19 protein-coding genes are annotated in these 24,247 nt (G+C 71.7%); 9 read left to right on the forward strand and 10 right to left on the reverse strand.

All coding sequences use genetic code 11. The annotated features are described in order from the left end of the window. Positions 1 to 107 precede the first annotated feature (107 nt). Positions 108 to 1,673, forward strand: coding sequence for a hypothetical protein (locus tag ACH4NX_RS31170; protein ID WP_398129529.1), 1,566 nt, complete (start codon positions 108 to 110; stop codon positions 1,671 to 1,673). 65 nt (positions 1,674 to 1,738) lie between these two features. Here ACH4NX_RS31170 and ACH4NX_RS31175 read toward each other — a convergent pair whose 3' ends face one another. Beyond that, positions 1,739 to 2,152, reverse strand: coding sequence for an organic hydroperoxide resistance protein (locus ACH4NX_RS31175; protein ID WP_351399884.1), 414 nt, complete (start codon positions 2,150 to 2,152; stop codon positions 1,739 to 1,741). A 125-nt stretch (positions 2,153 to 2,277) separates the two neighbouring features. Between ACH4NX_RS31175 and ACH4NX_RS31180 the strand changes: the two genes are divergently transcribed. From ACH4NX_RS31180 to ACH4NX_RS31190, 3 genes are all read left to right on the forward strand, one after another. Further along, the gene (locus ACH4NX_RS31180) at positions 2,278 to 2,748 is read left to right on the forward strand and encodes a MarR family winged helix-turn-helix transcriptional regulator (protein ID WP_398129528.1); all 471 of its coding nucleotides are present in this window, start codon (positions 2,278 to 2,280) and stop codon (positions 2,746 to 2,748) included. A 76-nt stretch (positions 2,749 to 2,824) separates the two neighbouring features. Further along, positions 2,825 to 3,805, forward strand: a complete 981-nt coding sequence (galE, locus tag ACH4NX_RS31185; RefSeq protein WP_398129527.1) for a UDP-glucose 4-epimerase GalE — start codon at positions 2,825 to 2,827, stop codon at positions 3,803 to 3,805. A gap of 16 nt (positions 3,806 to 3,821) precedes the next feature. Continuing rightward, positions 3,822 to 4,760, forward strand: a complete 939-nt coding sequence (locus ACH4NX_RS31190; protein ID WP_398129526.1) for an ADP-ribosylglycohydrolase family protein — start codon at positions 3,822 to 3,824, stop codon at positions 4,758 to 4,760. A gap of 19 nt (positions 4,761 to 4,779) precedes the next feature. Here the strand turns inward: ACH4NX_RS31190 and ACH4NX_RS31195 are convergent, their stop codons facing one another. Both ACH4NX_RS31195 and ACH4NX_RS31200 read right to left on the reverse strand, forming a co-directional pair. Then, positions 4,780 to 5,217: a glutaredoxin domain-containing protein gene (locus ACH4NX_RS31195; RefSeq protein WP_398129525.1), complete on the reverse strand. Its 438-nt coding sequence runs from the start codon at positions 5,215 to 5,217 to the stop codon at positions 4,780 to 4,782. Between the two features lie 113 nt (positions 5,218 to 5,330). After that, complete coding sequence (locus ACH4NX_RS31200) at positions 5,331 to 5,957, reverse strand: TetR/AcrR family transcriptional regulator (protein ID WP_351399876.1); 627 nt, start codon at positions 5,955 to 5,957, stop codon at positions 5,331 to 5,333. 176 nt (positions 5,958 to 6,133) lie between these two features. Here ACH4NX_RS31200 and ACH4NX_RS31205 point away from each other — a divergent pair, with 176 nt between their 5' ends. Continuing rightward, the gene (locus ACH4NX_RS31205; protein ID WP_351399874.1) at positions 6,134 to 7,063 is read left to right on the forward strand and encodes an ABC transporter permease; all 930 of its coding nucleotides are present in this window, start codon (positions 6,134 to 6,136) and stop codon (positions 7,061 to 7,063) included. Continuing rightward, the gene (locus ACH4NX_RS31210; RefSeq protein WP_398129524.1) at positions 7,056 to 7,907 is read left to right on the forward strand and encodes an ABC transporter ATP-binding protein; all 852 of its coding nucleotides are present in this window, start codon (positions 7,056 to 7,058) and stop codon (positions 7,905 to 7,907) included. The genes ACH4NX_RS31205 and ACH4NX_RS31210 overlap by 8 nt, the downstream gene beginning before the upstream one ends. An 85-nt stretch (positions 7,908 to 7,992) precedes the next feature. Here ACH4NX_RS31210 and ACH4NX_RS31215 read toward each other — a convergent pair whose 3' ends face one another. The 3 genes from ACH4NX_RS31215 to ACH4NX_RS31225 all read right to left on the reverse strand — a co-directional run bounded on the left by ACH4NX_RS31215 (position 7,993) and on the right by ACH4NX_RS31225 (position 14,839). Then, positions 7,993 to 12,942, reverse strand: coding sequence for an NAD-glutamate dehydrogenase (locus ACH4NX_RS31215; protein ID WP_351399870.1), 4,950 nt, complete (start codon positions 12,940 to 12,942; stop codon positions 7,993 to 7,995). Between the two features lie 542 nt (positions 12,943 to 13,484). Continuing rightward, positions 13,485 to 14,156, reverse strand: coding sequence for an HAD family hydrolase (locus tag ACH4NX_RS31220; RefSeq protein WP_351399868.1), 672 nt, complete (start codon positions 14,154 to 14,156; stop codon positions 13,485 to 13,487). A gap of 137 nt (positions 14,157 to 14,293) precedes the next feature. Beyond that, positions 14,294 to 14,839, reverse strand: a complete 546-nt coding sequence (locus ACH4NX_RS31225) for a DUF6912 family protein (RefSeq protein ID WP_351399866.1) — start codon at positions 14,837 to 14,839, stop codon at positions 14,294 to 14,296. Positions 14,840 to 15,169: 330 nt separating this feature from the next. On the opposite strand from ACH4NX_RS31225, the gene ACH4NX_RS31230 reads away from it, so the two are divergent. Beyond that, positions 15,170 to 15,958, forward strand: coding sequence for an Rv3235 family protein (locus tag ACH4NX_RS31230; protein WP_398129523.1), 789 nt, complete (start codon positions 15,170 to 15,172; stop codon positions 15,956 to 15,958). A gap of 177 nt (positions 15,959 to 16,135) precedes the next feature. Here ACH4NX_RS31230 and secA read toward each other — a convergent pair whose 3' ends face one another. Further along, positions 16,136 to 18,982 carry a preprotein translocase subunit SecA gene (gene secA / locus ACH4NX_RS31235; protein WP_398129522.1) on the reverse strand — a complete coding sequence of 949 codons (2,847 nt, stop codon included), beginning with the start codon at positions 18,980 to 18,982 and terminating at the stop codon, positions 16,136 to 16,138. Between the two features lie 276 nt (positions 18,983 to 19,258). Between secA and ACH4NX_RS31240 the strand changes: the two genes are divergently transcribed. Together ACH4NX_RS31240 and ACH4NX_RS31245 are read left to right on the forward strand one after the other, a co-directional pair. After that, positions 19,259 to 19,825 (forward strand): GNAT family N-acetyltransferase, encoded by a 567-nt coding sequence (locus tag ACH4NX_RS31240; protein ID WP_351399860.1) that lies wholly within the window; start codon positions 19,259 to 19,261, stop codon positions 19,823 to 19,825. Between the two features lie 244 nt (positions 19,826 to 20,069). Continuing rightward, positions 20,070 to 21,245: a DNA glycosylase AlkZ-like family protein gene (locus tag ACH4NX_RS31245; RefSeq protein ID WP_351399857.1), complete on the forward strand. Its 1,176-nt coding sequence runs from the start codon at positions 20,070 to 20,072 to the stop codon at positions 21,243 to 21,245. 21 nt (positions 21,246 to 21,266) lie between these two features. On the opposite strand, the gene ACH4NX_RS31250 is transcribed toward ACH4NX_RS31245, so the two are convergent. The 3 genes from ACH4NX_RS31250 to ACH4NX_RS31260 all read right to left on the reverse strand — a co-directional run bounded on the left by ACH4NX_RS31250 (position 21,267) and on the right by ACH4NX_RS31260 (position 24,136). Beyond that, positions 21,267 to 22,025 carry a response regulator transcription factor gene (locus ACH4NX_RS31250; RefSeq protein ID WP_351399855.1) on the reverse strand — a complete coding sequence of 253 codons (759 nt, stop codon included), beginning with the start codon at positions 22,023 to 22,025 and terminating at the stop codon, positions 21,267 to 21,269. Positions 22,026 to 22,248: 223 nt separating this feature from the next. Then, positions 22,249 to 22,941, reverse strand: a complete 693-nt coding sequence (gene hpf, locus ACH4NX_RS31255; RefSeq protein WP_351399853.1) for a ribosome hibernation-promoting factor, HPF/YfiA family — start codon at positions 22,939 to 22,941, stop codon at positions 22,249 to 22,251. A gap of 313 nt (positions 22,942 to 23,254) precedes the next feature. Next, positions 23,255 to 24,136 (reverse strand): ComF family protein, encoded by an 882-nt coding sequence (locus ACH4NX_RS31260; RefSeq protein ID WP_351399851.1) that lies wholly within the window; start codon positions 24,134 to 24,136, stop codon positions 23,255 to 23,257. Between the last annotated feature and the right edge of the window lie 111 nt (positions 24,137 to 24,247).

Consider the following 24,247-nt stretch of genomic DNA (forward strand, 5'->3'; position numbering starts at 1 on the left):
CCCTGGGCGTCACTCGATGAGGTGACGTGAGGTCATGTCGTCGACGTCTGGCGACCCATCGGGAACATACGGCAAATGCCCCGAATGTCCCACTCCTCGCCTGTCCCGTGAGCGCCGGCGTCCTCGTCCGGCGGTCCGTGCGCGGCGCGACGGCGCTGCGCGGCGGCCGCTCCTGGCGCCCCACCCCGTACCAGGCCGCCGGATTCCTCTTCTTCCTGCTGATGACGCTGGCGTACTGGGCGGTGCCGCTGTGCTGCGACGCCGGCCAGCACGCCGCCGTCGTGGAGCGCCTGAAGGCCGACCTCCTGCACCCCCGCCACCCGATGGCCGACCTCCCCGGCGCGGGGAGCGCCTACTACTCGCCGTACGCGGTGACGCAGGGCCTGTCCGCCCGGCTGACCGGGCTGGGCGGCTGGGAGGTGGTGCGGCTCGCCGGGCCGGTGAACCTGCTGGTGCTGCTGACCGGGCTGGGCCGCTTCGTACGGGTGCTGACCCCGCGGCCGTGGGCTCCGGTGCTGGCACTGGGCGCGATGACGCTGCTGTGGGGCACCGAGCGGGCCTGGTGGAGCGGCTATCTCGGGCTGATGTCGATGACGGGCAACCTCGGCTACCCGTCGGCGTTCGCGATCGGGCTCACCTTCTGGGCCTGGGCACTGACCGGGGCGCGGGCACGGGACGCGCGCCGGGTGCGGTACGTGGGGCCGAGCGGCCAGCGGGGCCTGCCCGGGTACGCGGGCCTGGGCGCCCTGTACGGCCTGATCCTCCTCGTCCACCCGATCACGGCGGTGGCGGCGGCGCTGGGCGCGGTCGCGCTGGTGGCCGGATGGCAGCACGGGTGGCGGCACGGTCCGCGCGGGGCGATCGCCGGGCGGTGGGCGCTGACGGCCGGCGTCGCGGTGGCGACGGCGGCGGCGTGGCCGTACTTCGACGTGTTCGCGCTGGCCGGCGACGACAGCGTGGACGCGATGCACCGGGTCCTCTACCTGCGCCTGCCCGGGGAGTTCTGGCTGGCGCTGCTCGGGCTGCCGGCGCTGTGGCTGCGCGGACGCCGGTCGGCGCGGGACCCGCTGGTGCTGATGTTCGCGCTGGAGTGCGCGGTGGTGGCGTACGGCTGGTTCAGCGGCCACTACACCTACGGCCGGATCCTCGGGCTCACGCTCGTGCCGCTCCAGTTCGCCCTGGCGGTGGAGCTGGCGGCGCCCCGGCCGTGGGGGCGGTGGCGCGCAGTACTGGGCCGGGCGGCGGCCGCGGGGGCCCTGCTGGGGTTCCTCACGGTCCACGCCGGGGCGGTGGTGCCGCGCGCGCTGGACCCGGTCGGCTTCGAGCAGCCGCCGAGCTGGCCGGCGTACGGGTGGGCGGCCCGGCACATCGGCCCCGGCGAGGTCGTGATCACCGACGGTTACTACGCCGGGCACGCCATCGCCGGGTACGGGCCGAACCTCGCGGCGCCCGCCTGGCCGGACCCGTCGCTGGACGAGCGGGAGCGCGCGCGGCGGGTGGCGGACGTCGAGGCGTACCTCGCGCCCGGCTCGACCCGCGCCGGGCGCGCCACCGTCGTCCGCCGCTACCACGTCCGCTGGCTGCTGCTGACCCGCTGGCAGCGGGTGCCCGAGGAGGCGGTGGTGGTGGCGTGGAGCGGACGGACGGGGGAGGTGCTGGCGCGGGTCGGGTGAGCGCCCGTCCGGCTGCGGCTGTGGCTGCGCCCTGCGGCTGCCCGGTGACGGGTCGGCGGCGGTGCCTACTCGATGACGAGGTCGACCGGGATGTTGCCGCGGGTGGCGTTGGAGTACGGGCAGACCTGGTGGGCCTGCTCGACCAGCTTGCGGCCCATCTCCTCGTCCAGGCCCTCGGGCAGCTCGACCCTCAGGGTGACGGCGAGCGCGAATCCCTCGCCCTGCTTGCCGATGCCGACCTCGGCGGTCACCGCGGCGTCGCTGACGTCGACCTTCGCCTGCCGGCCGACGAGGCCGAGGGCGCTGCCGAAACAGGCGGCGTACCCGGCGGCGAACAGCTGCTCGGGGTTGGTGCCCTGTCCGTTGCCGCCCATCTCGACGGGGACGCCGAGCGCGAGGTCGAGCGTGCCGTCGGAGCTGACGGTGCGGCCGTCGCGGCCGTGGGTGGCGGTGGCGGCGGCGGTGTAGAGCGCGTCCATGGGAGACCGTCCCTCTCGGTTCGAGGAGAAGCGTCGTGGCGACGCCTGACGACGACAAGTAGAGCACGCAATTCAATTGCGCACAACTGAATCGTGGACAAGGGCTGTCGGCTACCCTGAAACGCATGACCACGCCCGCAACGGACTGGCTCCGCCTGGACCAGCAGATCTGCTTCTCCCTGAACGCCGCCTCGCGCGCCTTCAACGGCGTCTACCGCGTGGTCCTCAAGGACCTCGGCCTCACCTACCCGCAGTACCTGGTGCTGCTGGTGCTGTGGGAGCACGGGGAACTGCCGGTCAAGAAGCTCGGCGAGCACCTGCGGCTCGACTCCGGCACGCTCTCGCCGCTGCTCAAACGGCTGGAGACGGCCGGTCTGGTCCGGCGGGAGCGCAGCGCGCGCGACGAGCGGTCGGTGGAGGTACGGCTGACCGCGCGGGGCGTGGCGCTGCGCGAGCGGGCCGTCGAGGTGCCGCGCCGGATCGCCGCGGCGACCGGCCTGGACCTGGCGGAGGTCCAGGACCTGCGCGCCCGCCTCGACCGCCTCACTGCGGCCATCGACGCGTACGGCACCGAGTCGGCCCCCGCCCCGTCCTGAGGGGTGCCGGTGCCCGCCCGGGTGCCGGAATGACGGATCATGACTACCGAGGACCACTGACGAGGGGACGGCCGCAATGACCTGGCTGATCACCGGCGGCGCCGGATACATCGGGGCGCACGTCGTACGGGCGATGACCGAGGCGGGCGAGAAGGCGGTCGTGTACGACGACCTGTCCACCGGGATCGCCGAGCGCGTGCCCGACGGTGTGCCCCTGGTGGTGGGCTCGGTCCTGGACGGCGAGCGGGTCGCGCGCGCCCTGGCCGACCACGCGGTCACCGGTGTGGTGCACCTGGCCGCCAAGAAGCAGGTCGGCGAGTCGGTGGACCAGCCGCTGCGCTACTACCGGGAGAACGTCGAGGGCCTGCGCGTCCTGCTGGAGGCGGTCGCCTCGGCCGGCGTCCGGTCCTTCGTCTTCTCCTCCTCCGCGGCCGTGTACGGCATGCCCGACGTGGACCTGGTGACGGAGGAGACACCCTGCCTGCCCATGTCTCCGTACGGCGAGACCAAGCTGGCCGGTGAGTGGCTGGTCCGCGCGACCGGCCGGGCGACGGGACTGTCCACGGCCTGTCTGCGGTACTTCAACGTGGCGGGCGCCGCGAGCCCGGAGCTGGCCGACACCGGCGTCCACAACCTCGTCCCGATGGTCTTCGAGAAGCTGACGGAGGGCGCCGCCCCGCGCGTCTTCGGCGACGACTACGCGACGCCGGACGGCACCTGCGTGCGCGACTACATCCACGTGGCCGACCTGGCCGAGGCCCACGTCGCCGCGGCCCGCGGCCTGGCGGCCTCCCCCGGACGCTCCCTCACCCTCAACATCGGCCGGGGCGAGGGCGTCTCCGTCCGCGAGATGATCGACCGCGTCAACACCCTCACGGGTCACGACCACCCCCCGACGGTCACGCCCCGCCGCCCCGGCGACCCGGCCCGCGTGGTCGCCTCGGCCGACCGCGCCGCCGTGGAACTGGGCTGGAAGGCCAAGTACGACGTCGAGGACATGATCACGTCGGCCTGGGCGGGGTGGGTGCGGCTGCATCCGGGGGCGGCGCGGGACTGAAGCGTGCCGCCGGTCGATGCCGAAGCTCTCGACCACCGAACGCGCCCTGGGTGCCGTCGTCGGGTCGGCCGTCGGTGACGCGCTGGGCGCGCCCTTCGAGTTCGGCCCGCAGGGCGCCTTCTCCGCCCGCTTGCCCCGTCCCGGACAGGGCGGCGAGATGTGCGGGGGCGGCGGCTGGGACCCGGGCGAGGCCACGGACGACACCCAGATGGCGGTCCTGGTCGCCGAGTCCCTGCTGGAGTGCGGCGGGCTCGACCTGCCGGACGTCTTCGGGCGGTTCTGCCGCTGGGCCGCCGCCGGTCCCAAGGACATCGGCCTGCTGACCGAGGCCGTACTGAGCGCCGGCGGCCCCTGGGACACGGCCGCCGCCCTGCACTTCCACACCAACGGACGGGGCGCGGGCAACGGCGCGCTGATGCGGGCCGCACCGTCCGCCGTGCACTTCGCGCCCCTGGGCCGGGACGCCACCATGGACGCCGCCCGCCGCCTCGCCGCGCTCACCCACGGGGACCGCGCGGCGTGGGAGGGCACGGCGGTCTTCCACGAGCTGGTGCGGGTCGCCCTGGCGGGCGACGACCCGCTCACCGCCCTGCCCGGCACCCTGCGCGCGGTCCACCCCGACCACCGCGCCCGCTACGCCACCGTCCTCGCCCCCGACTGGCACCCCGACCTGGCGACCGAGTTCAACGGCGCCGTCCGGCCCTGCCTCGGCTCCGCCGTGTGGGCGCTGCGTACGACCTCCTCCTACGAGGACGCCGTGCGCGCCGCGATCGACCTCGGCGGCGACACCGACACCGTGGCCGCCGTCACCGGCGGACTGGCCGGGGCCGTGCACGGCGTCGCGGCGGTCCCCACCCGCTGGACCGAGGTCCTGCGCGTACCGCTGCCGGGGTTCGGCGGGCGGGTGCTGCGCATGGCGGAACTGGCCGGGCTCACCCGGGCGCTGTGCGGCTGAACCACGGTGACGCGCCCGTTCACCTGGAGGAGAGGGCCTGTTCGCGCACCCAGTCGGGATCGGGGTTGACGTACGGCCGGCCCGCCACCATGAGCGTGGGCACGGTCTCGTTGCCGTCGTTGGCCGCTCTCACCACCGCCGCCCCCTCCGGGTCACGCCATATGTCGACCCAGTGCAGCCGGCGGGCGCCGCGGCCCAGCCGGAAGCGCAGTCGCAGACAGTACGCGCAGCCCGGCCGCCAGTAGACGATCGGCCGGCCGTCGGCGGCGCTGCGGCGTCGCGCCTCCAGCGCGCCGATCGACCTCGGAAAGACCAGAGGCGAGTACACGGCCGCCAGCAGCACGAACATCAGCAGGAGTGCGACGGCTGTGCCGAGTCTCCCCTGGGCGATCAGCCCGATCGCAGCACCTGAGCCAGAGACCACCAGCAGCACCGGCAACATCCACGCACGCCTCATAGCGCCACAGGCTATCGACTGAGCCGAAGCACGGACAGGCTGTGCGCCGCACGCCCGCCTCCAGGCTCGGGCCCGGACGTGCGGGGTGCGCGGTCGTCAGATGCCGGTCCGACTCACAGCGCCTTCAGCCCCTCGGCCGTGGCGCGCGCCAGCGCCCCCAGGTACCCCTTCGGCGGCTTCGGGCCGCGGACGACCACCGAGCGCCAGTACAGCGGGCCCGAGATCAGGTCCAGGGCCAGGTCGGTGTCGAGGCCGGCGGCGAGCTCACCGCGCTGTTCGGCCGCCGCGAGGATCTTGCTGGCGACACCGTCCTGGCCCTGGCGCAGAGTCTTCTGCATGGCTTCCGCGATGTCGGGATTGCGGGCCGCCTCCGCCTGGAGGTCGGGGATGATCTGCGAGGCCACCGGGTGGCGCAGGGCGCGGGACGTCACCTCGTACAGCAGTCGCAGGTCGCCCTCCAGGGACCCCGTGTCGGGCGCGGGCAGGCCCTGCACGGCGAGCGCCGAGACGATGTCGAGCACCAGGTGGAGCTTGGAGCGCCAGCGCCGGTAGACGGCCGTCTTGCCGACGCCCGCCCGGCGCGCGATGCCCTCGATGGACATCCGCGCGTAGCCGACCGCCGCGAGCTCCTCGAAGACCGCCGCCCGGATGGCCTCCGTCACGTCCTCACGGAGCACCGCCGCACCCGCGGGGGCCCGGCGGCGCGGTCGCGGCTGCGGCTCGTCGGCGTTGGTCGTCATGCGAGCCAAGCATAGGGCGTCACGACGAAACGGTTGCGTTCCGGCGTCATCACGCCCTACGCTCACGTCACGACGATACGGTGCCGTCCCGACGTGAATGAACGTGCCGGGTCACCCAGGTGAACGACGGGCGCCGTCCCTCGCCTCCCCCTCCTCCCGAACCGAAAGCAGCGGATGTGAGCCAGGCCCTCCACACACCGCCCCCGACAGCGGCCCCGGCCGCCCCCGCCGCCGACCACGACCTCGCGGCCCTCGCCGCCCGCCACGGTCTGTCGGTCAGCGGTGCCCGCCCCTCCCTGCCCGAGTACGTCCGACAGCTGTGGGCGCGCCGGCACTTCATCACCGCCTTCTCCACCGCCAAACTCACCGCCCAGTACAGCCAGGCCAAGCTGGGCCAGGTCTGGCAGGTGATGACGCCCCTGCTCAACGCGGCGGTGTACTACTTCATCTTCGGCATGCTGATGAACACCAGCCGGGGCGTGGAGGACTTCGTTCCGTTCCTGGTCACCGGCGTGTTCGTGTGGACGTTCACACAGAGCTCGATCATGGCGGGCACCAAGGCCGTCTCCGGCAATCTCGGCCTCGTGCGCGCCCTGCACTTCCCCCGGGCCGCACTGCCGGTCTCCTTCTGCCTCCAGCAGTTGCAGCAGCTGCTGTTCTCGATGGCCGCCCTGGCCGTGATCCTGCTCGGCTTCGGCGTACCGCCCGCCGCCTCCTGGGTGCTGGCGGTCCCGGCGCTGGTGCTGCAGTTCGTGTTCAACGCGGGCGTGGCACTGGTCATGGCCCGGGTGGGTTCCAAGATCCCCGACATGGCGCAGCTGATGCCGTTCCTGCTGCGGACCTGGATGTACGCCTCGGGCGTCATGTTCAGCATCGACCACATGACCGGCCCGGACAGCGGCCTGCCGTCCTGGGTCGGCACCGTGCTCCAGCTCAATCCCGCCGTCGTCTACATCGACCTGATGCGCTTCGCCCTGATCGACACCTTCGACGGGAGCGCCCTGCCGCCCCACGTGTGGGCGCTCGCGACGGGCTGGGCGCTGCTCGCCGGAATCGGCGGCTTCATCTACTTCTGGAAGGCCGAGGAGACGTACGGTCGTGGCTGACAACACCCCCAGCAACCAGGTGGGCGAACGCGTCCCCACCGTCGTCGCCGACGGCGTCGACATCGTCTACCGGGTCAACGGCACCGGCGCCGGCCGCGGCTCCGCGACCGCCGCCCTCAACCGCATCCTGCGCCGCGGGAAGGCCGAGAAGGCGGCGGGCGTACGCCGGGTGCACGCCGTGCGGAACGTGTCGTTCGTGGCGTACCGGGGCGAGGCCATCGGGCTGATCGGCACCAACGGCTCCGGCAAGTCGACCCTGCTCAAGGCGGTCGCCGGCCTGCTCCCGGTGGAGAACGGCCGTATCTACACGGACGGCCAGCCCTCCCTCCTCGGCGTCAACGCGGCCCTGATGAACGACCTCACCGGCGAGCGCAACGTCCACCTCGGCGGCCTGGCGATGGGCATGTCCCGCGCGCAGATCAAGGAGCGCTACCAGGAGATCGTCGACTTCTCCGGCATCAACGACAAGGGCGACTTCATCACCCTGCCGATGCGCACGTACTCCTCCGGCATGGCGGCCCGGCTGCGCTTCTCCATCGCCGCCGCCAAGGACCACGACGTCCTCCTCGTCGACGAGGCCCTGGCCACCGGCGACCGCTCCTTCCAGAAGCGCTCCGAGGAACGCATCCGGGAGCTGCGCAAGCACGCGGGCACGGTGTTCCTGGTCAGCCACAGCAACAAGTCCATCCGCGACACCTGCGACCGGGTGCTGTGGCTGGAACGCGGCGAGCTGCGCATGGACGGGCCGACGGAGGAGGTCCTGAGGGAGTACGAGAAGTTCACGGGCGGCCCGGACAGGCCGGCGAAGCCCAAGCCGGCGGCCAAGGCGAAGACGGCCGCGTGAACACCGCACGGCAGAGGCGCCCCGGGGCCGCGGCCCCGGGGCGCCTCACGCGGCCGTGCCGCTATCGCGTCACGCCGTCACGCCGTCACGCGTGGGTGCGCAGCAGCGTCCGGATCGTCCGCATCGCCACCGACAGGTTGGACAGGTCGAACTCGTCCGAGCCGTGGATCTCCTCCAGCGTGGTGCGGGCCCGGCCGAGGATCGCCGCGTTCTTCCGCTCCCACGCCTGGAACCGCTGCTCGGGCGTCGACGTGCCGTTGCCCGCCGCCAGGACGTCGGCGGTGAGCGAGGCGTGCGCCGCGTACAGGTCCTCGCGGATCGCCGCGCGGGCCATGGACTGCCAGCGGTCGGTGCGCGGCAGGTCGCTGATCCGGTCCATGAGCTGGGTGACGCTCAGCCGGTCGGCGAGGTCGTAGTACACCTCGGCGACGTCCAGCGGCTCCTTGCCCGTGCGGTCGGCCACCGACACGATGTCCAGCGTCGGGAAGGCCGAGGAGAACCCGGCCACCCGCGTGGCCGGCTCGTCCGGCACCCCGGCGGCGGTCAGCTCGTCGTAGATGTGCTGGTACCACTCCGCGTCCGCGCCGCGCAGCAGCTTGGGCAGCTGCGCCCAGACCTGCTCGACGCGCTCGGCGAAGAAGTCCACCGTCTCGGCGAGCTCCAGCGGCTGCGGCCGGTTGTTGAGCAGCCAGCGCGTGCCGCGCTCGACCAGGCGGCGCGAGTGCAGCCGGATACGGGTCTGCACACCGGCCTCGACCCTGGTGTCCAGGGCCTCCACCGCGTCCCAGACCGGGGAGGAGCGGAAGATCGCCCGGGCCGCGGTCTGCGCCCGCACGATCTCCTCCAGCGACGCGCCGGTCTCCTCACGCATCCGGTGCAGGTACGTCGTACCGCCCGTGTTGACCGTGTCGTTGACCAGGACGGTCGTCGTGATCTCGCGGCGCAGCGGGTGGCCGTCGATCCGGTCGCCGAACCGCTCGCGCAGCGCGGTCGGGAAGTAGGCGTGCAGCAGGCCCTTGAGGTACGGGTCGTCGGGCAGCGAGGTGTGCAGCAGCTCCTCGGCGACCGTGATCTTCGTGTACGCCAGCAGCACGGCCGTCTCCGGGCCGGTCAGGCCGTGCCCCGTGTTGAGGCGCTCGCGGATCTGGCGGTCCGTGGGCAGGAACTCCAGGGCCCGGTTGAGGTGCCCCTCCCGGACCAGGTGGCGCATGAAGCGCTGCTGGGCGTGGAGCATGTCCTTGGACTGGGCCAGTGCGTTGGCGATCGCCGTGTTCTGCGCGTAGTTGTTGCGCAGGACCAGGGCGCCGACCTCGTCGGTCATCTCGGCGAGCAGCTTGTTGCGCTGCTTGACGGTCATGTCGCCGTCCTTGACGAGACCGTTGAGTAGGATCTTGATGTTCACCTCGTGGTCGGAGGTGTCCACTCCCGCGCTGTTGTCGATGGCGTCGGTGTTGATCCTGCCGCCGTGCAGCGCGAACTCGATCCGGCCCAGCTGGGTCATGCCCAGGTTGCCGCCCTCGCCGACGACCTGGACCCGCAGGTCCTTGCCGTCGACGCGGATGGCGTCGTTGGCCTTGTCGCCGACGTCGCCGTTGGACTCGGTGGACGCCTTGACGTAGGTACCGATGCCGCCGTTCCACAGCAGGTCCACCGGGGAGGTGAGGATCGCCTTCATCAGCTCGGCCGGGGTCATCTTGGTGATGCCGGGCTCGATGCCGAGGGCCTCGCGCATGTGGGCGTTGACCGGGATCGACTTGGCCGAGCGCGGGAAGACGCCGCCGCCCGCCGACAGCAGCGCGGTGTCGTAGTCCGCCCACGACGAGCGCGGCAGCTCGAACAGGCGGCGCCGCTCGGCGTACGAGGTGGCCGCGTCCGGGGCCGGGTCGACGAAGATGTGCCGGTGGTCGAAGGCGGCGACCAGGCGGATGTGCTCGCTGAGCAGCATGCCGTTGCCGAAGACGTCACCGGACATGTCACCGACGCCGACGACGGTGAAGTCCTGGGTCTGGGTGTCCACGCCCAGCTCCCGGAAGTGCCGCTTGACGGACTCCCAGGCGCCGCGGGCGGTGATGCCCATGCCCTTGTGGTCGTAGCCCGCCGAGCCGCCGGAGGCGAAGGCGTCGCCGAGCCAGAAGTTGTAGGACTCGGCGACCTCGTTGGCGATGTCCGAGAACTTCGCGGTGCCCTTGTCGGCGGCGACGACGAGATAGGTGTCGTCCTCGTCGTGCCGGACGACGTCCGCCGGGTGCACGACCTCGCCGGCCACCATGTTGTCGGTGATGTCGAGCAGCGCCGAGATGAAGGTCCGGTAGCTGGCGATGCCCTCGGCCATCCAGGCGTCGCGGTCCACGCTCGGGTCGGGCAGCTGCTTGGCGACGAAGCCGCCCTTGGCCCCCACCGGCACGATGACGGTGTTCTTCACCATCTGCGCCTTGACCAGGCCGAGGATCTCCGTGCGGAAGTCCTCCCTCCGGTCCGACCAGCGCAGACCACCGCGCGCGACCTTGCCGAAGCGCAGGTGCACGCCCTCGACACGCGGCGAGTACACCCAGATCTCGAACGCCGGACGCGGTGCGGGCAGGTCGGGGATGACCTGCGGGTCGAACTTCATGGAGACGTAGTCGTGCGGCTCGCCGCCGCTCGTCTCCTGGAAGAAGTTCGTCCGCAGCGTCGCCTTGATGACGGTGAGGAAGGAGCGCAGGATGCGGTCCTCGTCGAGGCTCGCGACCTGGTCGAGGGCCGCGTCGACCTCCTCGAGCAGGGCGTCGACGATCTCGTACCCCGCGCGCTGCCGCTCCGGGGCCATCCGCGCCTCGAACAGGGAGACGAGCAGCCGCGTGGTGTGGACGTTGTTGCGGAGGGTGTCCTCCATGTAGTCCTGGCTGAACGTCGAGCCGGCCTGCCGCAGGTACTTGGCGTACGCGCGCAGCACCATCGCCTGCCGCCAGGTCAGCCCGGCGCTGAGCACGAGGGCGTTGAAGCCGTCGTTCTCCGCCTGGCCGGTCCAGGTGGCGGCGAAGGCGTCCTGGACTCGCTCGCGCGCGTCGTCACCGAGGTAGTCGGCGCCGCCCGCCACCGACTTGGGCATGCGCAGCCCGAAGTCGTAGATCCAGGCGGTCGTGCGGTCCGCGCGGCGCAGCTCGTACGGCCGCTCGTCGGTGACCTCGACGCCCAGGCGGCTGAGCACCGGCAGGACGGCCGACAGGGAGACCTGGCCGCCCTTCTGGTAGATCTTGAAACGCCGTTCCTCGGGCGCGGCGCCGACCGGCTCGTACAGGCTCAGCGCGAACGTCCGCTCCTCGTCGAGCCGCTCCAGGTGACCGAGGTCGGCGACCGCGGAGCGCGGGCCGTGGTCGGCCTTGTAGCCCTCGGGGAAGGCGCTCCCGTAGTGGCGCAGCAGTTCCGCGGACCGCTCCTCGCCGACCTCGGCGGTCAGCGCCTCGGCGAACCCGTCGGCCCAGGAGCGGGCCGCCTCGACGAGGCGGGCCTCGATGCGCTCCTTGTCGGCGTCGGACAGCTGCGGCAGCTCGGTGCCCTGCGGGACGCGGACCACGAAGTGCAGCCGGGACAGGATCGACTCGGTGTTCCAGGCGGTGAAGTCGACGCTGGTGCCGCCGAGCTCCTCCTTGAGGATGTCGATGATCCGCAGCCGGACACCGGTGGTGTAGCGGTCGCGGGGGAGGTAGACGAGGGCCGAGTAGTAGCGGCCGTAGTCGTCCTGGCGCAGGTACAGGCGCAGGCGGCGCCGCTCCTGGAGGTAGAGCACGGAGGTGACGATGGCCTGCAGCTCGTCCGGCGGGGTCTGGAACAGCTCGTCGCGCGGGTAGGTCTCCAGGATCTGGAGCAGGTCCCGCCCGTCGTGGCTGTGGGGCGAGAAGCCGGCCCGCTCCAGCACCTCCTCCACCTTGCGCCGGATGACCGGGACGCGGCGGACGGACTCGGTGTAGGCGGCGGAGGAGAACAGGCCGAGGAAGCGGCGCTCGCCGACCACGTTGCCGTTCTCGTCGAACTTCTTGACGCCGATGTAGTCCAGGTACGACGGCCGGTGCACGGTGGCCCGGCTGTTGGCCTTGGTGAGCACGAGCAGCCGGTGCTCGCGGGCCTTGGCCCGGGCGTCGGCGGGCAGCCGCCCGAACGAGGGGCTGACGGGGTGGCTCTCGTCGGCCGCGTGGTGCGGGTCGGAGCGCAGGATGCCGAGGCCGGTGCCGGGGACGGCGGCGAGGGAGTCGTCGCCGCGCAGCTGGTACTCGCGGTAGCCGAGGAAGGTGAAGTGGTCGTCGGCCAGCCAGCGCAGCAGCTCGCGGGCCTCCTCCAGCTCACGCGGGGGGAGGTCGCCGGGCGAGGGCTCCGTCGGCAGCTGCTCCGCGATGCGGACGGCCGCGTCCCGCATCTTGCCCCAGTCCTCGACGGTCTCCCGGACGTCGTTCAGGACGCGCAGCAGGTCGGCGGTGATCTGCTTCAGGTCGCCGCGGTCGGTCTCACGGTCGAACTCGACGTGGATCCAGGACTCGACGTGCGCGTCGTGCGGCAGGTCGGCGGTGGGCGGACCGGCGAGCACCTCGACGAGCCTGCCGGTGACGTCGCGCCGCACCACGATCTGCGGGTGGACGACGACGTGGATGCCGCGGCCCTGCCGGGTCAGCTCGTTGGTCACGGAGTCGACGAGGAAGGGCATGTCGTCCGTGACCACCTCGACGACGGAGTGGCTGCACGTCCAGCCGTTCTCCTCGACCGTCGGGGTGTGCACCCGCACGTTCGCCGTGCCCTGCGGGCGGTGCTCGGCCAGCCGGTAGTGCGAGACGGCGGCTCCGAAGATGTCGACCGGGTCGCGGTCGGCCAGGTCCTCCGGGGCGGTATGCCGGTAGTAGCGCTGGAGGAACGCGGACACGGATGCGTGGTCCGGGGTCCCGGGGGTGTCCGGAGTGCCCTCGCCCGTCGTCCCAGTCGGTAGATGCACCCCGACCGGGCTGTTCTCAGCTACCCGCGCAGCCCTTTCGAGCAGCTCGGCCTTGGCTTCGTCCAGCTTGGTCTGCATTGTCCTCTGACTCCTGTCGCGCGCCGTTGCGTGACGTAGAAGGAAGTACGGTCTCCTGCCTTCCGGCATGACGTCGGGACACGGGGTGTCCGGTCCGTTCCGACGCTATGCCGCAGGGCGAGGAGAGCGGGGGCATATCAGCCAATGTCGCCGCGCCCGCCGGATGTGACATCGCTCTCGCCGTCACCGTCCGGAACGTGCGCGGCGCCGTACCGGGGGCCTTCGATGCCCCGTCCCGCCCGCGAGGATCAGCGACCGCCGCCCGGACACGGATGTCGTCCGTGCGCACCGGGCGCGGGGCGAGGGCACCAGTGCCCCCGCGAGCTATCGCGCTGATCACGCCACAAGGCTATCGCTCCTCGCCGGGGCCCCGTCACGAGCCGTATGTGTACAAAACCGGGGTCGCGATTTTGACGTTCTGCACAGAACGCCGCCGGGACCGCCGTCGGCCGCGCGCGCCCCCCGGCCGGCACACGCACCGGGCGCCGCACCGCAGCACGGCCCACCGCGCGGTCACCGGCGCCACAGCACCCGCGCCGCCCTCACGCCGCCAGCCGCGCCGCCTCCGCCACGGCCTCCCCCAGGGTGTCCACCACCGGCACGCCGACCCCCTCAAGGCTGGCCCGGCTGTGCGACCCCCCGGTGTACAGCACCGCCCCCGCCCCCACATGCCGCGCGGCCACCGCGTCGTCGGCGGCGTCCCCGATGACCACCGTGCGAGCGGGCTCCACCCCGGCCAGTGCCAGCTCCGCGAGGTGCCGCACCATGTGCTCGGCCTTGCTGCCCCCGGACGGCCCGGTCCGCCCGTCGACGCGTATGAAGTGCGTCTCGATCCCGAACCCCTTGACCAGCGGGACAAGCTCGTCATGCCCGTACATGCTGAGAATCGACTGGCTGCGCCCCGCCGACCGCCAGCCCGCGAGCAGCTCCGCCACACCGTCGGTGAGGCCGCACCGCATCCGGTGCTCGGTGTAGTGGCGTTGGAAGGTCGCGTCCATGACCTCCCACTCGGCTTCGGTGGGCAGCCGCCCCATCAGCCGCTCGTAGAACTTCGGCACCGGTACGCAGTACAGCGCCCGGTACTGCTCCAGCGTGATCGCCGCCAGACCCAGCTCGGCGAACGCGGCGTTCGTCGCCCTGATGATCGCGTCGTTGTCGTGGAACAGCGTCCCGTTCCAGTCCCAGACGATGTGCGCCCCTGTCTGCATCCCCATGCCCGAAAACGTACCCGCCGCCACTGACAACCAGGACGGGGGCCACGACGACAGGAGGTCAGTGACCGGGCTCGCGCCGACCGGGCGCCTCAGTGACCGGGCGCCTCAGTGGCCAGAACCCTCAGCGACCGGGACCCTCAGCGACCGGGACCCAGCAGGTTCGGGATCTCCTGCGTCGCGTACCACAGCAGCTCGTGGTCCTCCGCCCCGTCCACGACGGACTGGGCGTCGTCGTCCCCGCCGTCCGCCGCGGCGAGGGCCTCCACCGCCGCGCTCACGTCCGCCTCCGCGTCGGCGGAGTCGACGTGCACCGCGGCCGCCTTGGCCAGCCGCAGGGGCCCGGCGAGCAGCACCTCGCCCAGCGACGCCGGGTCGTCCTCGGCCCCCTGTCCCGGGTCGTCCCCGAGCCCCCGGCCCGGGCCGGCCGAGGCCGCGCCTTCGGCCACGTCGGCGGCGACCACGACCCGGCGCCGCGTCGCACCGGCACCGCCCGCCAGCAACCGCAGCGAGGCCAGCGCGGCGCGGCTCAGCGCGGCGTACTCCAGCTCCTCCATGTCGTCCGAGCGGTACCACTCGCGCAGCGCCGGTGTGACGGCGTAGGCGACGAGCGGCCCGGTCCCCAGCTTTCCCGTCCTGTGCGCCTCGGCGAGGCCGGCGAGGGTCAGGGGGACGTAGACGCGCATGAGACTTCCGCTTTCGTGGTCGGGAGCTCCACCGAAGGCCGCGGACGGCCTCGGATGACTCTGCAAGAGCCTTCAGGATACGTGCGGATGTCCTCTTTCGGGTTCCCGCGTGTGACGCCCGACGCGTCCACTCCCGGCCCCGGAAGTCACCCGGTGCACCCCCTCCGCCCCGGGCTTACCGAGCATCCCGGTCACCCTGATAGGTGAACCTTCCGGCCCGCTCGACGCGGCCCCTTCCTCCTTGCCGTCCTGCCCCACCACCCCGTACAAGATCCCCGAACGCGAAGTTACTGCCCGGTATCTCCCGGGCCGCCGAACGGGGAGCCCCCAATGCGCAAGGTCATGACCCGGACCCAGCCCCGCCCGAGCAGCACGCCCCTCCGCGCGCCGGACGGCTCGCTCGCCCCCGCCCCGCCCCGCGGGCCCGGCGGCGATCCCACGTCCCGCCCGCCCGGCGTACCGCCGCTGTACCTGCCCGCCGACGCCCCGTCCCTCGTGGCCGGCGGTGCGCCTCCCCGCAGGCCCGGCGGAAGCGCCGTGCGGTCCGGGGCTCCCGGTGGCAGGCCGCCGGGAGCCCCTGGCAGGGGCCCGCGGGCCCGCACGAGGCCGACGGACACCCGCCCGCCCACGGCCGGCCCGGGCAGGGCGGCCAGGACCGCTCCTCGCACGGCGGCGGGTGCCCCGGTGACCGTCCCGGCCGCGCCTGCCGCCCAGGGGGCCGTCCCCGCCCCGGCGGCGCCTGTCGTTCCCGCGCAGACCCCTCGCCGCCCCGTTCCGCAGCTCCGCCCCACCGACCGCTTCGCCGAACTGCTCCTGAACGTGCTCAGCGGCCGGCGCCCCGTCCACTCGATGCTCCGCCACACCGTCGGCCGGGCCTACGACGATCTGGCCCACCTCGCCGATCACGGCCCCCTGCGTCTGCGGGGCGCCCATCCCGTCGTCCGCGACATCGGCTACTTCGAGCCCCGGCCGGGTGCCCTGGAGGTCTTCGCCCGCATCGGCGCGGGCGACCGGCTGCGCGCCATGGCCTTCCGGCTGGAGCAGGGCCGCGACCTGCGCTGGCGCTGCACGGCGGTGGAACTGGGCGGCCCCCGCCGCCCGCACACCGACGACGACTGACACGGCCGACGACACCTGACACGGCCGACGACTGACACGGCCGGCAGCTGAAACACCGACGGCTGGACGCCGGCCTGTGGCCGGCCCGCCACAGGCCGAAGGGCCGGCCACCCCGAGGTGACCGGCCCCTCCCACCGCTACGCCGCCCGCGGGCACCGCACCGTCACTCCCGCGCCGTCACTTCTTGCGGCGTCGTCCGCCCTTGGCCTGCTTGCGGCGCTCCGCGCGCGTGAGACCGTCGGACTGGGCCTGCGCGGGCTCGCCGTCGGTGGTGAACTCGCCCTCGACGACACCGCCCTCGCCGTCCACGGTCGGCGCGGAGAAGTGCAGGTCCCGGCGCTTCGGGGCGTCGAGCCCCTTCGCGCGGATCTCCGGACGAGCGCCCGCCTGGGCCGGGACCGCGTCCTGCGCGCCCTTCTCCAGAGACGGCGCCGCGTCCGCGACCGGGACCTCCTCGACCTGCTGCTCGACCTGGACCTCCAGGTTGAACAGGTAGCCGACGGACTCCTCCTTGATGCCCTCCATCATGGCCTGGAACATGTCGAAGCCCTCACGCTGGTACTCGACCAGCGGGTCCTTCTGCGCCATCGCGCGCAGGCCGATGCCCTCCTGGAGGTAGTCCATCTCGTAGAGGTGCTCGCGCCACTTGCGGTCCAGCACCGACAGCACGACCCGGCGCTCCAGCTCACGCATGATCTCGGAGCCGAGCTGCGCCTCACGCGCCTGGTACTGCTCCTGGACGTCGTCCTTGATGGACTCCGCGATGTAGTCGGCGGTCAGCCCGGCCCGGTCGCCGGCCGCCTCCTCCAGCTCCTCGACGGTGATCTTCACCGGGTAGAGCTGCTTGAAGGCGCCCCACAGACGGTCGAGGTCCCAGTCCTCCGGGAAGCCCTCGGCGGTCTCGGCCTGCACGTACGCGTCGATCGTGTCGTTCGTGAAGTGCTGGATCTGCTCCTGCAGGTCCTCGCCCTCAAGGACGCGGCGCCGCTCGCCGTAGATGACCTCGCGCTGCCGGTTGAGGACCTCGTCGTACTTCAGGACGTTCTTACGGGTCTCGAAGTTCTGCGTCTCGACCTGCGACTGGGCGGACGCGATCGCGCGCGTGACCATCTTGTTCTCGATCGGCACGTCGTCCGGGACGTTCGCCATCGACATGACGCGCTCGACCATCTGGGCCTTGAACAGCCGCATCAGGTCGTCGCCCAGGGAGAGGTAGAAGCGGGACTCGCCGGGGTCGCCCTGACGGCCGGACCGACCGCGCAGCTGGTTGTCGATACGGCGCGACTCGTGCCGTTCGGTGCCCAGCACGTAGAGCCCGCCGAGCTCCTTGACCTCGTTGAACTCCGCCTGGACCGCCTGCTCGGCCCGCTCCAGCGCGGCGGGCAGGGCCGCGGCCCACTCCTCGATGTGCTCCTCGGGGTCGAGGCCGCGCTGGCGCAGCTCCGCCTCGGCGAGGTCCTCGGGGTTGCCACCGAGCTTGATGTCCGTACCACGGCCGGCCATGTTCGTGGCCACCGTCACCGAGCCCTTGCGGCCCGCCTGGGCGACGATCGTCGCCTCCCGGTCGTGCTGCTTGGCGTTCAGCACCTCGTGCTGGACACCGCGCTTGCTGAGCTGCTGCGAGAGGTACTCGGACTTCTCGACCGAGGTGGTGCCGACGAGGATCGGCTGGCCCTTGCGGTGCTTCTCCTCGATGTCGTCGACGACCGCCTCGAACTTCGCGACCTCGGTGCGGTAGATCAGGTCCGACTGGTCCTTGCGGACCATCGGCCGGTTGGTCGGGATGGGCACCACGCCGAGCTTGTAGATCTGGTGGAACTCGGCGGCCTCGGTCATCGCCGTACCGGTCATGCCGGACAGACCCGGCTGTTCCTTGCCGTTGTGGTCGTGGCGCTTGTAGAGGCGGAAGAAGTTCTGGAGGGTGATCGTGGCGAGCGTCTGGTTCTCGTCCTTGATGTCCACCCCTTCCTTCGCCTCGATCGCCTGGTGCATGCCCTCGTTGTAGCGGCGGCCGGCGAGGATACGGCCGGTGTGCTCGTCGACGATCATGACTTCGCCGTCGATGACGACGTAGTCCTTGTCCTTCTTGAAGAGTTCCTTGGCCTTGATGGCGTTGTTCAGGTAGCCGACCAGCGGGGTGTTCACCGACTCGTAGAGGTTGTCGATGCCCAGCCAGTCCTCGACCTTGGCGACGCCGGACTCGTGGATGGCGACGGTGCGCTTCTTCTCGTCGACCTCGTAGTCGCCGGTCTCCTCGATGCCCTTGAGGGTGTTGCCGGCCTCGCCCTTCTTCAGGCGCGTGACCAGCTTGGCGAAGTCGCCGTACCACTTGGTGGCCTGGTCGGCGGGGCCGGAGATGATCAGCGGCGTACGGGCCTCGTCGACGAGGATGGAGTCGACCTCGTCGACGATGGCGAAGTTGTGGCCGCGCTGGACGAGTTCGTCCTTGGACCACGCCATGTTGTCGCGCAGGTAGTCGAAGCCGAACTCGTTGTTCGTGCCGTAGGTGATGTCGCAGCCGTACATCTCACGGCGCTGGGCCGGCGTCTGGTTGGCGAGGATGCAGCCGACGTTCAGGCCGAGGAACTTGTGGACGCGGCCCATCATCTCGGAGTCGCGCTCGGCCAGGTAGTCGTTGACCGTGACGATGTGCACGCCCTCGCCGGACAGGGCGTTGAGGTAGGCGGGCAGGGTGCCGACGAGGGTCTTGCCCTCACCCGTCTTCATCTCGGCCACATAGCCCATGTGCAGGGCCGCGCCGCCCATCATCTGCACGTCGTAGTGCCGCTGTCCCAGGACGCGCTTGGCGGCCTCCCGGACGGTGGCGAAGGCTTCCGGAAGCAGGTCGTCCAGACTCTCACCATCGGCGTGGCGCTGCTTGTACTCATCGGTGAGGGCCCGCAGCTCGGCGTCGGAGAGGTCGACGAAGTCCTCTTCGATGGAGTTGACCTGGTCCGCGATGCGGTGCAGCTTGCGCAGGATCTTGCCTTCGCCTGCACGCATGATCTTCGAGAGGACGGACACGGGGGTTGGTCTCCTTGCCGGTCGGGCCTGGGACGGTCGTTTTCCTGTGACGGACTGAGCAACGGCCATCGTATGCGAGGACCCCGCCACCCCGGGAGCCTGCTGTAACGGGGACCGTGTGCTCCTTCATCCAGCTTCCGGTCTGCTGTCGTCGGGTTCAACGTCCGGGCATGGCGGTTGGTGCCGCGCCGCCGACGATTCGCGCGAAAAGTGACCGTCTGTTCACGCACGGCAAAACGATGGCGTCCGCCACGGACCGCCGCGCAGAATCGGCCGATGGACCCCCTCGCCCTCACCACCGACCGCCTCGTCCTGCGCACGGTCGGCCCCCGGGACACCGATTCCGTGTACGCCGCCTGTCAGGATCCCGACATCCAGCGCTGGACCACGATCCCCTCGCCCTACCTTCCGGAGCACGCGCGAAGCTTCACGGAGCACGTCGTCCCCGACGGCTGGGCGAACGGCTCGATGTTCACCTTCGGTGTCTTCCTCCCCTCCGGCGCGCTGGCGGGCATGCTCGGCGTCACGATGGTCTCCCCGGGCGTCGGCGAGATCGGTTTCTGGGGTGCCAAGGAGCACCGCGGGCACGGTTACGTCACCGAGGCCGCCGTCGCCGTCTCCCGCTGGTCCTTCGCCGACCGGGCGATCGACCGTCTGGAGTGGCGCGCCGAGGTCGGCAACACGGCCTCCCGCGCGGTGGCCCGGCGCGCGGGCTTCACCATGGAGGGCACCCTGCGCTCCGCGATCACCAACAACGGCATACGCCGCGACTGCTGGATCGGCTCCCTCCTCCCCTCGGACCTCTCCCTCCCGTCGACGTCCCCGTACCTACCGGCGCCCTGACCGCGGACAGCCACACCACGCGGCCGCGGACAGGCAGCCGTACCCCCGCAGCCGCGGGCAGTCGTGCCACTGGGACGTACGGGTGGGCGCTGGGGGCACCTCCCCGGCCGTTCAGGCACTGGGGGGAGGCAGAGGCACCCCGCACCGCCGGGCCGCGCGACGCACCCCGGCCCACCCCCACGCCGGGCACCCCGCGAGCGCCGCCCCCACCCTCTGTCAGACCCACCCCCTATCGTGCGGACGTATGACGACCCTCCCGCCCCCCGTCACGGAACTGTCCGCAGACGAGGCCCGCCGCCTCGCCCTCCGCGCACAGGGGTTCCTCGGCGCCCCCGACCGCCGCGCGGGCGTCCGCGGTGTCCTCCGTCACCTGGGCGCGGTGCAGCTCGACACCATCTCGGTCCTCGCCCGCTCCCACGAACTCATCCCGTACGCCCGCCTCGGCGCGGTCGGTCGAGGAACAGTCGAAGCCGCCTACTGGGAAGACACCCACGCCTTCGAGTACTGGTCCCACGCCGCCTGCGTCCTCCCCATCGAGGAGTGGCCCCACTTCGCCTTCCGCCGCCGCGCCTACCGCGACCGCCCGCACTGGAACCACGACCTTCCCGACGGCACCTACGACCAGGTCGTCAAGCAGCTCCGCACCGAGGGCCCCCTCACCGCCACGGACCTGGGCGGCGCGAAGAGGACCAGCGAGTGGTGGGACTGGTCCGGTACGAAGGTCGCCGTCGAGCGCGCTCTCATGTACGGCGAGGTGGTGTGCGTCGAGCGCCGCGGCTGGAAGCGGGTGTACGACCTGGCCGAGCGCGCGGTCCCGGCCGCGCTGCTCCACGACGAGCTGGACGACGCCGAGTGCCTGCGCCGCCTGGTCCGCCTGGCCGGCCAGTCCCTGGGCGTCGGCACGCGCGCGGACATCGCGGACTACCACCGGCTCAGGGCCGAGCAGGTCGACGCCGTGATCGCCGACTCGGGCCTGGTCCCGGTCACCGTGGAGGGCTGGTCCAAGCCCGCCTGGGCGGACCCCGCGGCCCTGGAGACACCCCCGCGCGGCCGGCACCGCACGACGCTGCTCTCGCCCTTCGACTCCCTGGTCTGGGAGCGGGCGCGCACGGAGCGGATCTTCGGCTTCACCCACCGGCTGGAGGCCTACGTGCCCAAGCAGAAGAGGGTGCACGGCTACTTCGCGATGCCGGTCCTGGCCGGCGGCCGGCTCGTCGGCCGCGTGGACCCGGCGCGCGAGGGGCTCACTCTGGTCGCCAAGCAGGTCACGCTGGACGGCGCGAAGGCGGCCCCGGCGGTGGCCCAGGCCCTGGTCGAGGCGGCGGGCTGGGTGGGCTGCACCGACGTGCGCGTGGAACGGGTCGACGCGCCCGACCTGCGCGAGCCCCTCACGAGGGAGCTGGCCCGTCTCCTCACCTGAGGGGAGTGCGCGTCACCGGCTTCACCGAATCTCGAGGATCTTCTCCCGCATCGCGTACACCACGGCCTCCATCCTGGAGTGCAGCTGCAGTTTCTCCAGGATGTTGCGCACGTGGTTCTTCACGGTGTTCTCGGAAATGAACAGTTCCTTGGCGATGTCCCGGTTGTTCATTCCCGTGGCGACGAGCTTGAGGACCTCCAGCTCACGGTCGGTGAGCCGGGGCGCGGGCACGAGTCGGCGTTCGTCGGTCCGCTGGATCATCGACTTGAACTCGGTGAGCAGTTTCGACGCCATGGACGGACTGATCTGCGACTGTCCGTCGGCCACCGCGCGAATGGCGGTGGCCACCTCGTCCGTCGAGATCTCCTTGAGGAGATATCCGGTGGCACCCGCCTTGATCGCCTCGTAGAGGTCGGCCTCCTCGTCGCTGATCGTCAACATGATGATCTTGGCGCTGGGAGCCACCTCCTTGATGGAGGTGCAGGCCTCGATGCCGCCCCGCCTGGGCATCCGCACATCCATCAGGACGATGTCCGGCAGCAGGTCGGCGGCCTTCTCCACGGCCTCGGCGCCGTCACCGGCCTCCCCGACGACCTGGATGTCCTCCTCGGCCGCGAGCACGATCTCCAGACCGCGGCGGAACAGGGCGTGGTCGTCCACGACAAGGACCCTGATCGGCTCCTTGCGCGCAGAGCCCGCGTCCGGGCCCATGCCGGCAGCGCCGTCGTCGATCCCCTCGTCGACGCCCTCGCTCCGCATCGGTCCGAAACTGTCCGCCATCGTTCCTCCCCCTGAAGGCTGTGGCCTGTGGTCCTGAGCCATCGCCAACCCAGAGCAACGACCCACCGGTTGGGCCGTTGCCGCCATGATTCCATGTCCGGCCGACACCGGGGTGACTCACGGGCCACGAAGGGGTCGCACACCCTCGCGCACCGTCGCACACCGGTGCCCCTGGGGGCGCACACGCGCTCCAGGGGCACCGGTCCGCTGTCACCGGGCGTCGTCAGCCGCCGAGTGCGTCGCCCGCATCGGGAGCGTTCGCCTGGGTGACCATCGTGTCCGTGGTGAGGTGGATCACGCCGTAGTCGTAGGCGTGCCGCCGGTAGACGACGCTGGGCTCCTTGGTCTCGGAGTCGACGAACAGGTAGAAGTCGTGCCCGACCAGCTCCATCTCGTAGAGCGCCTGGTCGAGGGACATCGGTGCGGCCACGTGGGTCTTCTCGCGGACGACGAGCGGGCCGTCGCCCTGGACCTCGAGCGAGCCGATCTTCTTGGTGGGTACGCCGTCCGGCTTCTCCTGCGGGACGACCTCACCGCTCCCGTTGAGCGTCGCCGCGCCGGGGACGTGGTCGGCGACCTCGGCTGCCGAGATCCTGCGCGCACCGCGGCGCGAGAAGCGCTTGTCGTGCTGCTTGCGCAGCCGGGCACCGAGCTTCTCCGCCGCCAGGTCGAGTGCCGCGTACGGGTCGCTCGCCGCTGCCTCCGCCCGGATCACCGGACCGCGGGAGCGGAGCGTGATCTCCACTCGGTCACAGCGGTCGGCCTGCCGGGGGTTCGGCTCCTTGGACACCTCGACGTCGAGGCTGATCACCTTGCCATCGAGCTTCTGGATCTTCTCCAGCTTCAGCTTCTCGGCCACGTGCTTCCGGAACCGCTCGGGCACCTCGGTCTTGCGGCCCTTGACGACGATGTCCACGCAGAACTCCGTTCCCGGATCGCTCCGCTTCTGTGGCGGAGCATCTCCCTTTCGCACCAGGTTCCGGTCTGTCCCAGAACCTCGGACTCGGTGACTTCCACCTCCTCCCCCGCGGGCGAGATCTCCACTCCACCGGTGCGGGTGATGACGGTGAAACCCGCAGCACGGCATTCGGATTTAAGAGGTGTGGCCTGCGCCTTTGCCTCACAACCGAACATATCTCGCCCGGACGGATGTCGTCACCCTCTACCGCGGCGTACCTCCGTTCCGGTGAATTGAACCTCTCATTACCTGCAACGACGCAAGTTCTCAGTCAGTTCCGGTTTATTTCGAAAGAATCTGGTGAGGCCGCGACCACTGCCGCGCAGATCGCTTCACGAATCACGCCACCGCCTCCGTTCGGGCCCGCCATTCGGGGCCCGGTCTTCCGTTCCTCTCTGCCTTCCCCTGCCGCCGACGGATACACAGCCGATCTCACCGTCCCGTACGTGGCGGGCCCCGTCCTCCACTCAGCCGCGTCGGTCCTCTCCGCACGCACGGCACGCGCCGCCTCCGTCAGAGACGCCCCCGTGGTCATCAGGTCGTCGACGAGGACGACCGGCCCACCCCCGCACAGCAGCCGGCCACCGCCGGGAACCACGGCCAGCGCGCCGGCGAGATTCTCCAGCCGCCGGCGGGCGCCGAGCCCCGACTGGTCGGCCACGGCGTGCCGCTGACGCAGCACGGCCAGCACCCGGGCGGACCTACCGGTCCGCCGCAACTCCCGCGCCGCCGCGAGGGCGATCCGCCGCGCCGGGTCGTGCCCGCGTGTGCGCACCGCCCGGCGCGCGGAGGGCACGGGCACGAGCAGCACCGGCCCCCGCCGGTCTGGGGACCCCATGTCACCGGCACCCGCCTCCGCCTCCCGGAGTCCTGCCCGCACCGCTCCCGCCAGAGCGGCGCCGAGCGGTGCCGTGAGAGCCAGTACGCCGCGCTCCTTGTGGGCCAGCAGGGCGGCCCGCACCTCGTCCGCGTACCGGGCGGCCGCGTGCACCACCGGCAGCCCGGAAGGCTCCGGCACCGGCCGGACCCGGCGCGGCGCGCCCCCGTTCAACGCCGTACGGCACCGGGGACACAGCACCGCGCGAGCCCTGCCGCAGCCTCCGCACTCGGCCGGCAGCACCAGGTCCGTGAGGTCCTGCCACCATCTCCGCATGGCCACCACTGTGCCAACACCCGCAGGACTCGACCAGGCCTGTGGACAACGCTGGAGGGCTCCCTGTGGAAAACTCCGGATCACGATCGCCACGCATCACCCACACGAGTG

This window comes from Streptomyces sp. NPDC017225, assembly GCF_044331465.1.
In the GTDB taxonomy this organism is placed as follows: domain Bacteria; phylum Actinomycetota; class Actinomycetes; order Streptomycetales; family Streptomycetaceae; genus Streptomyces.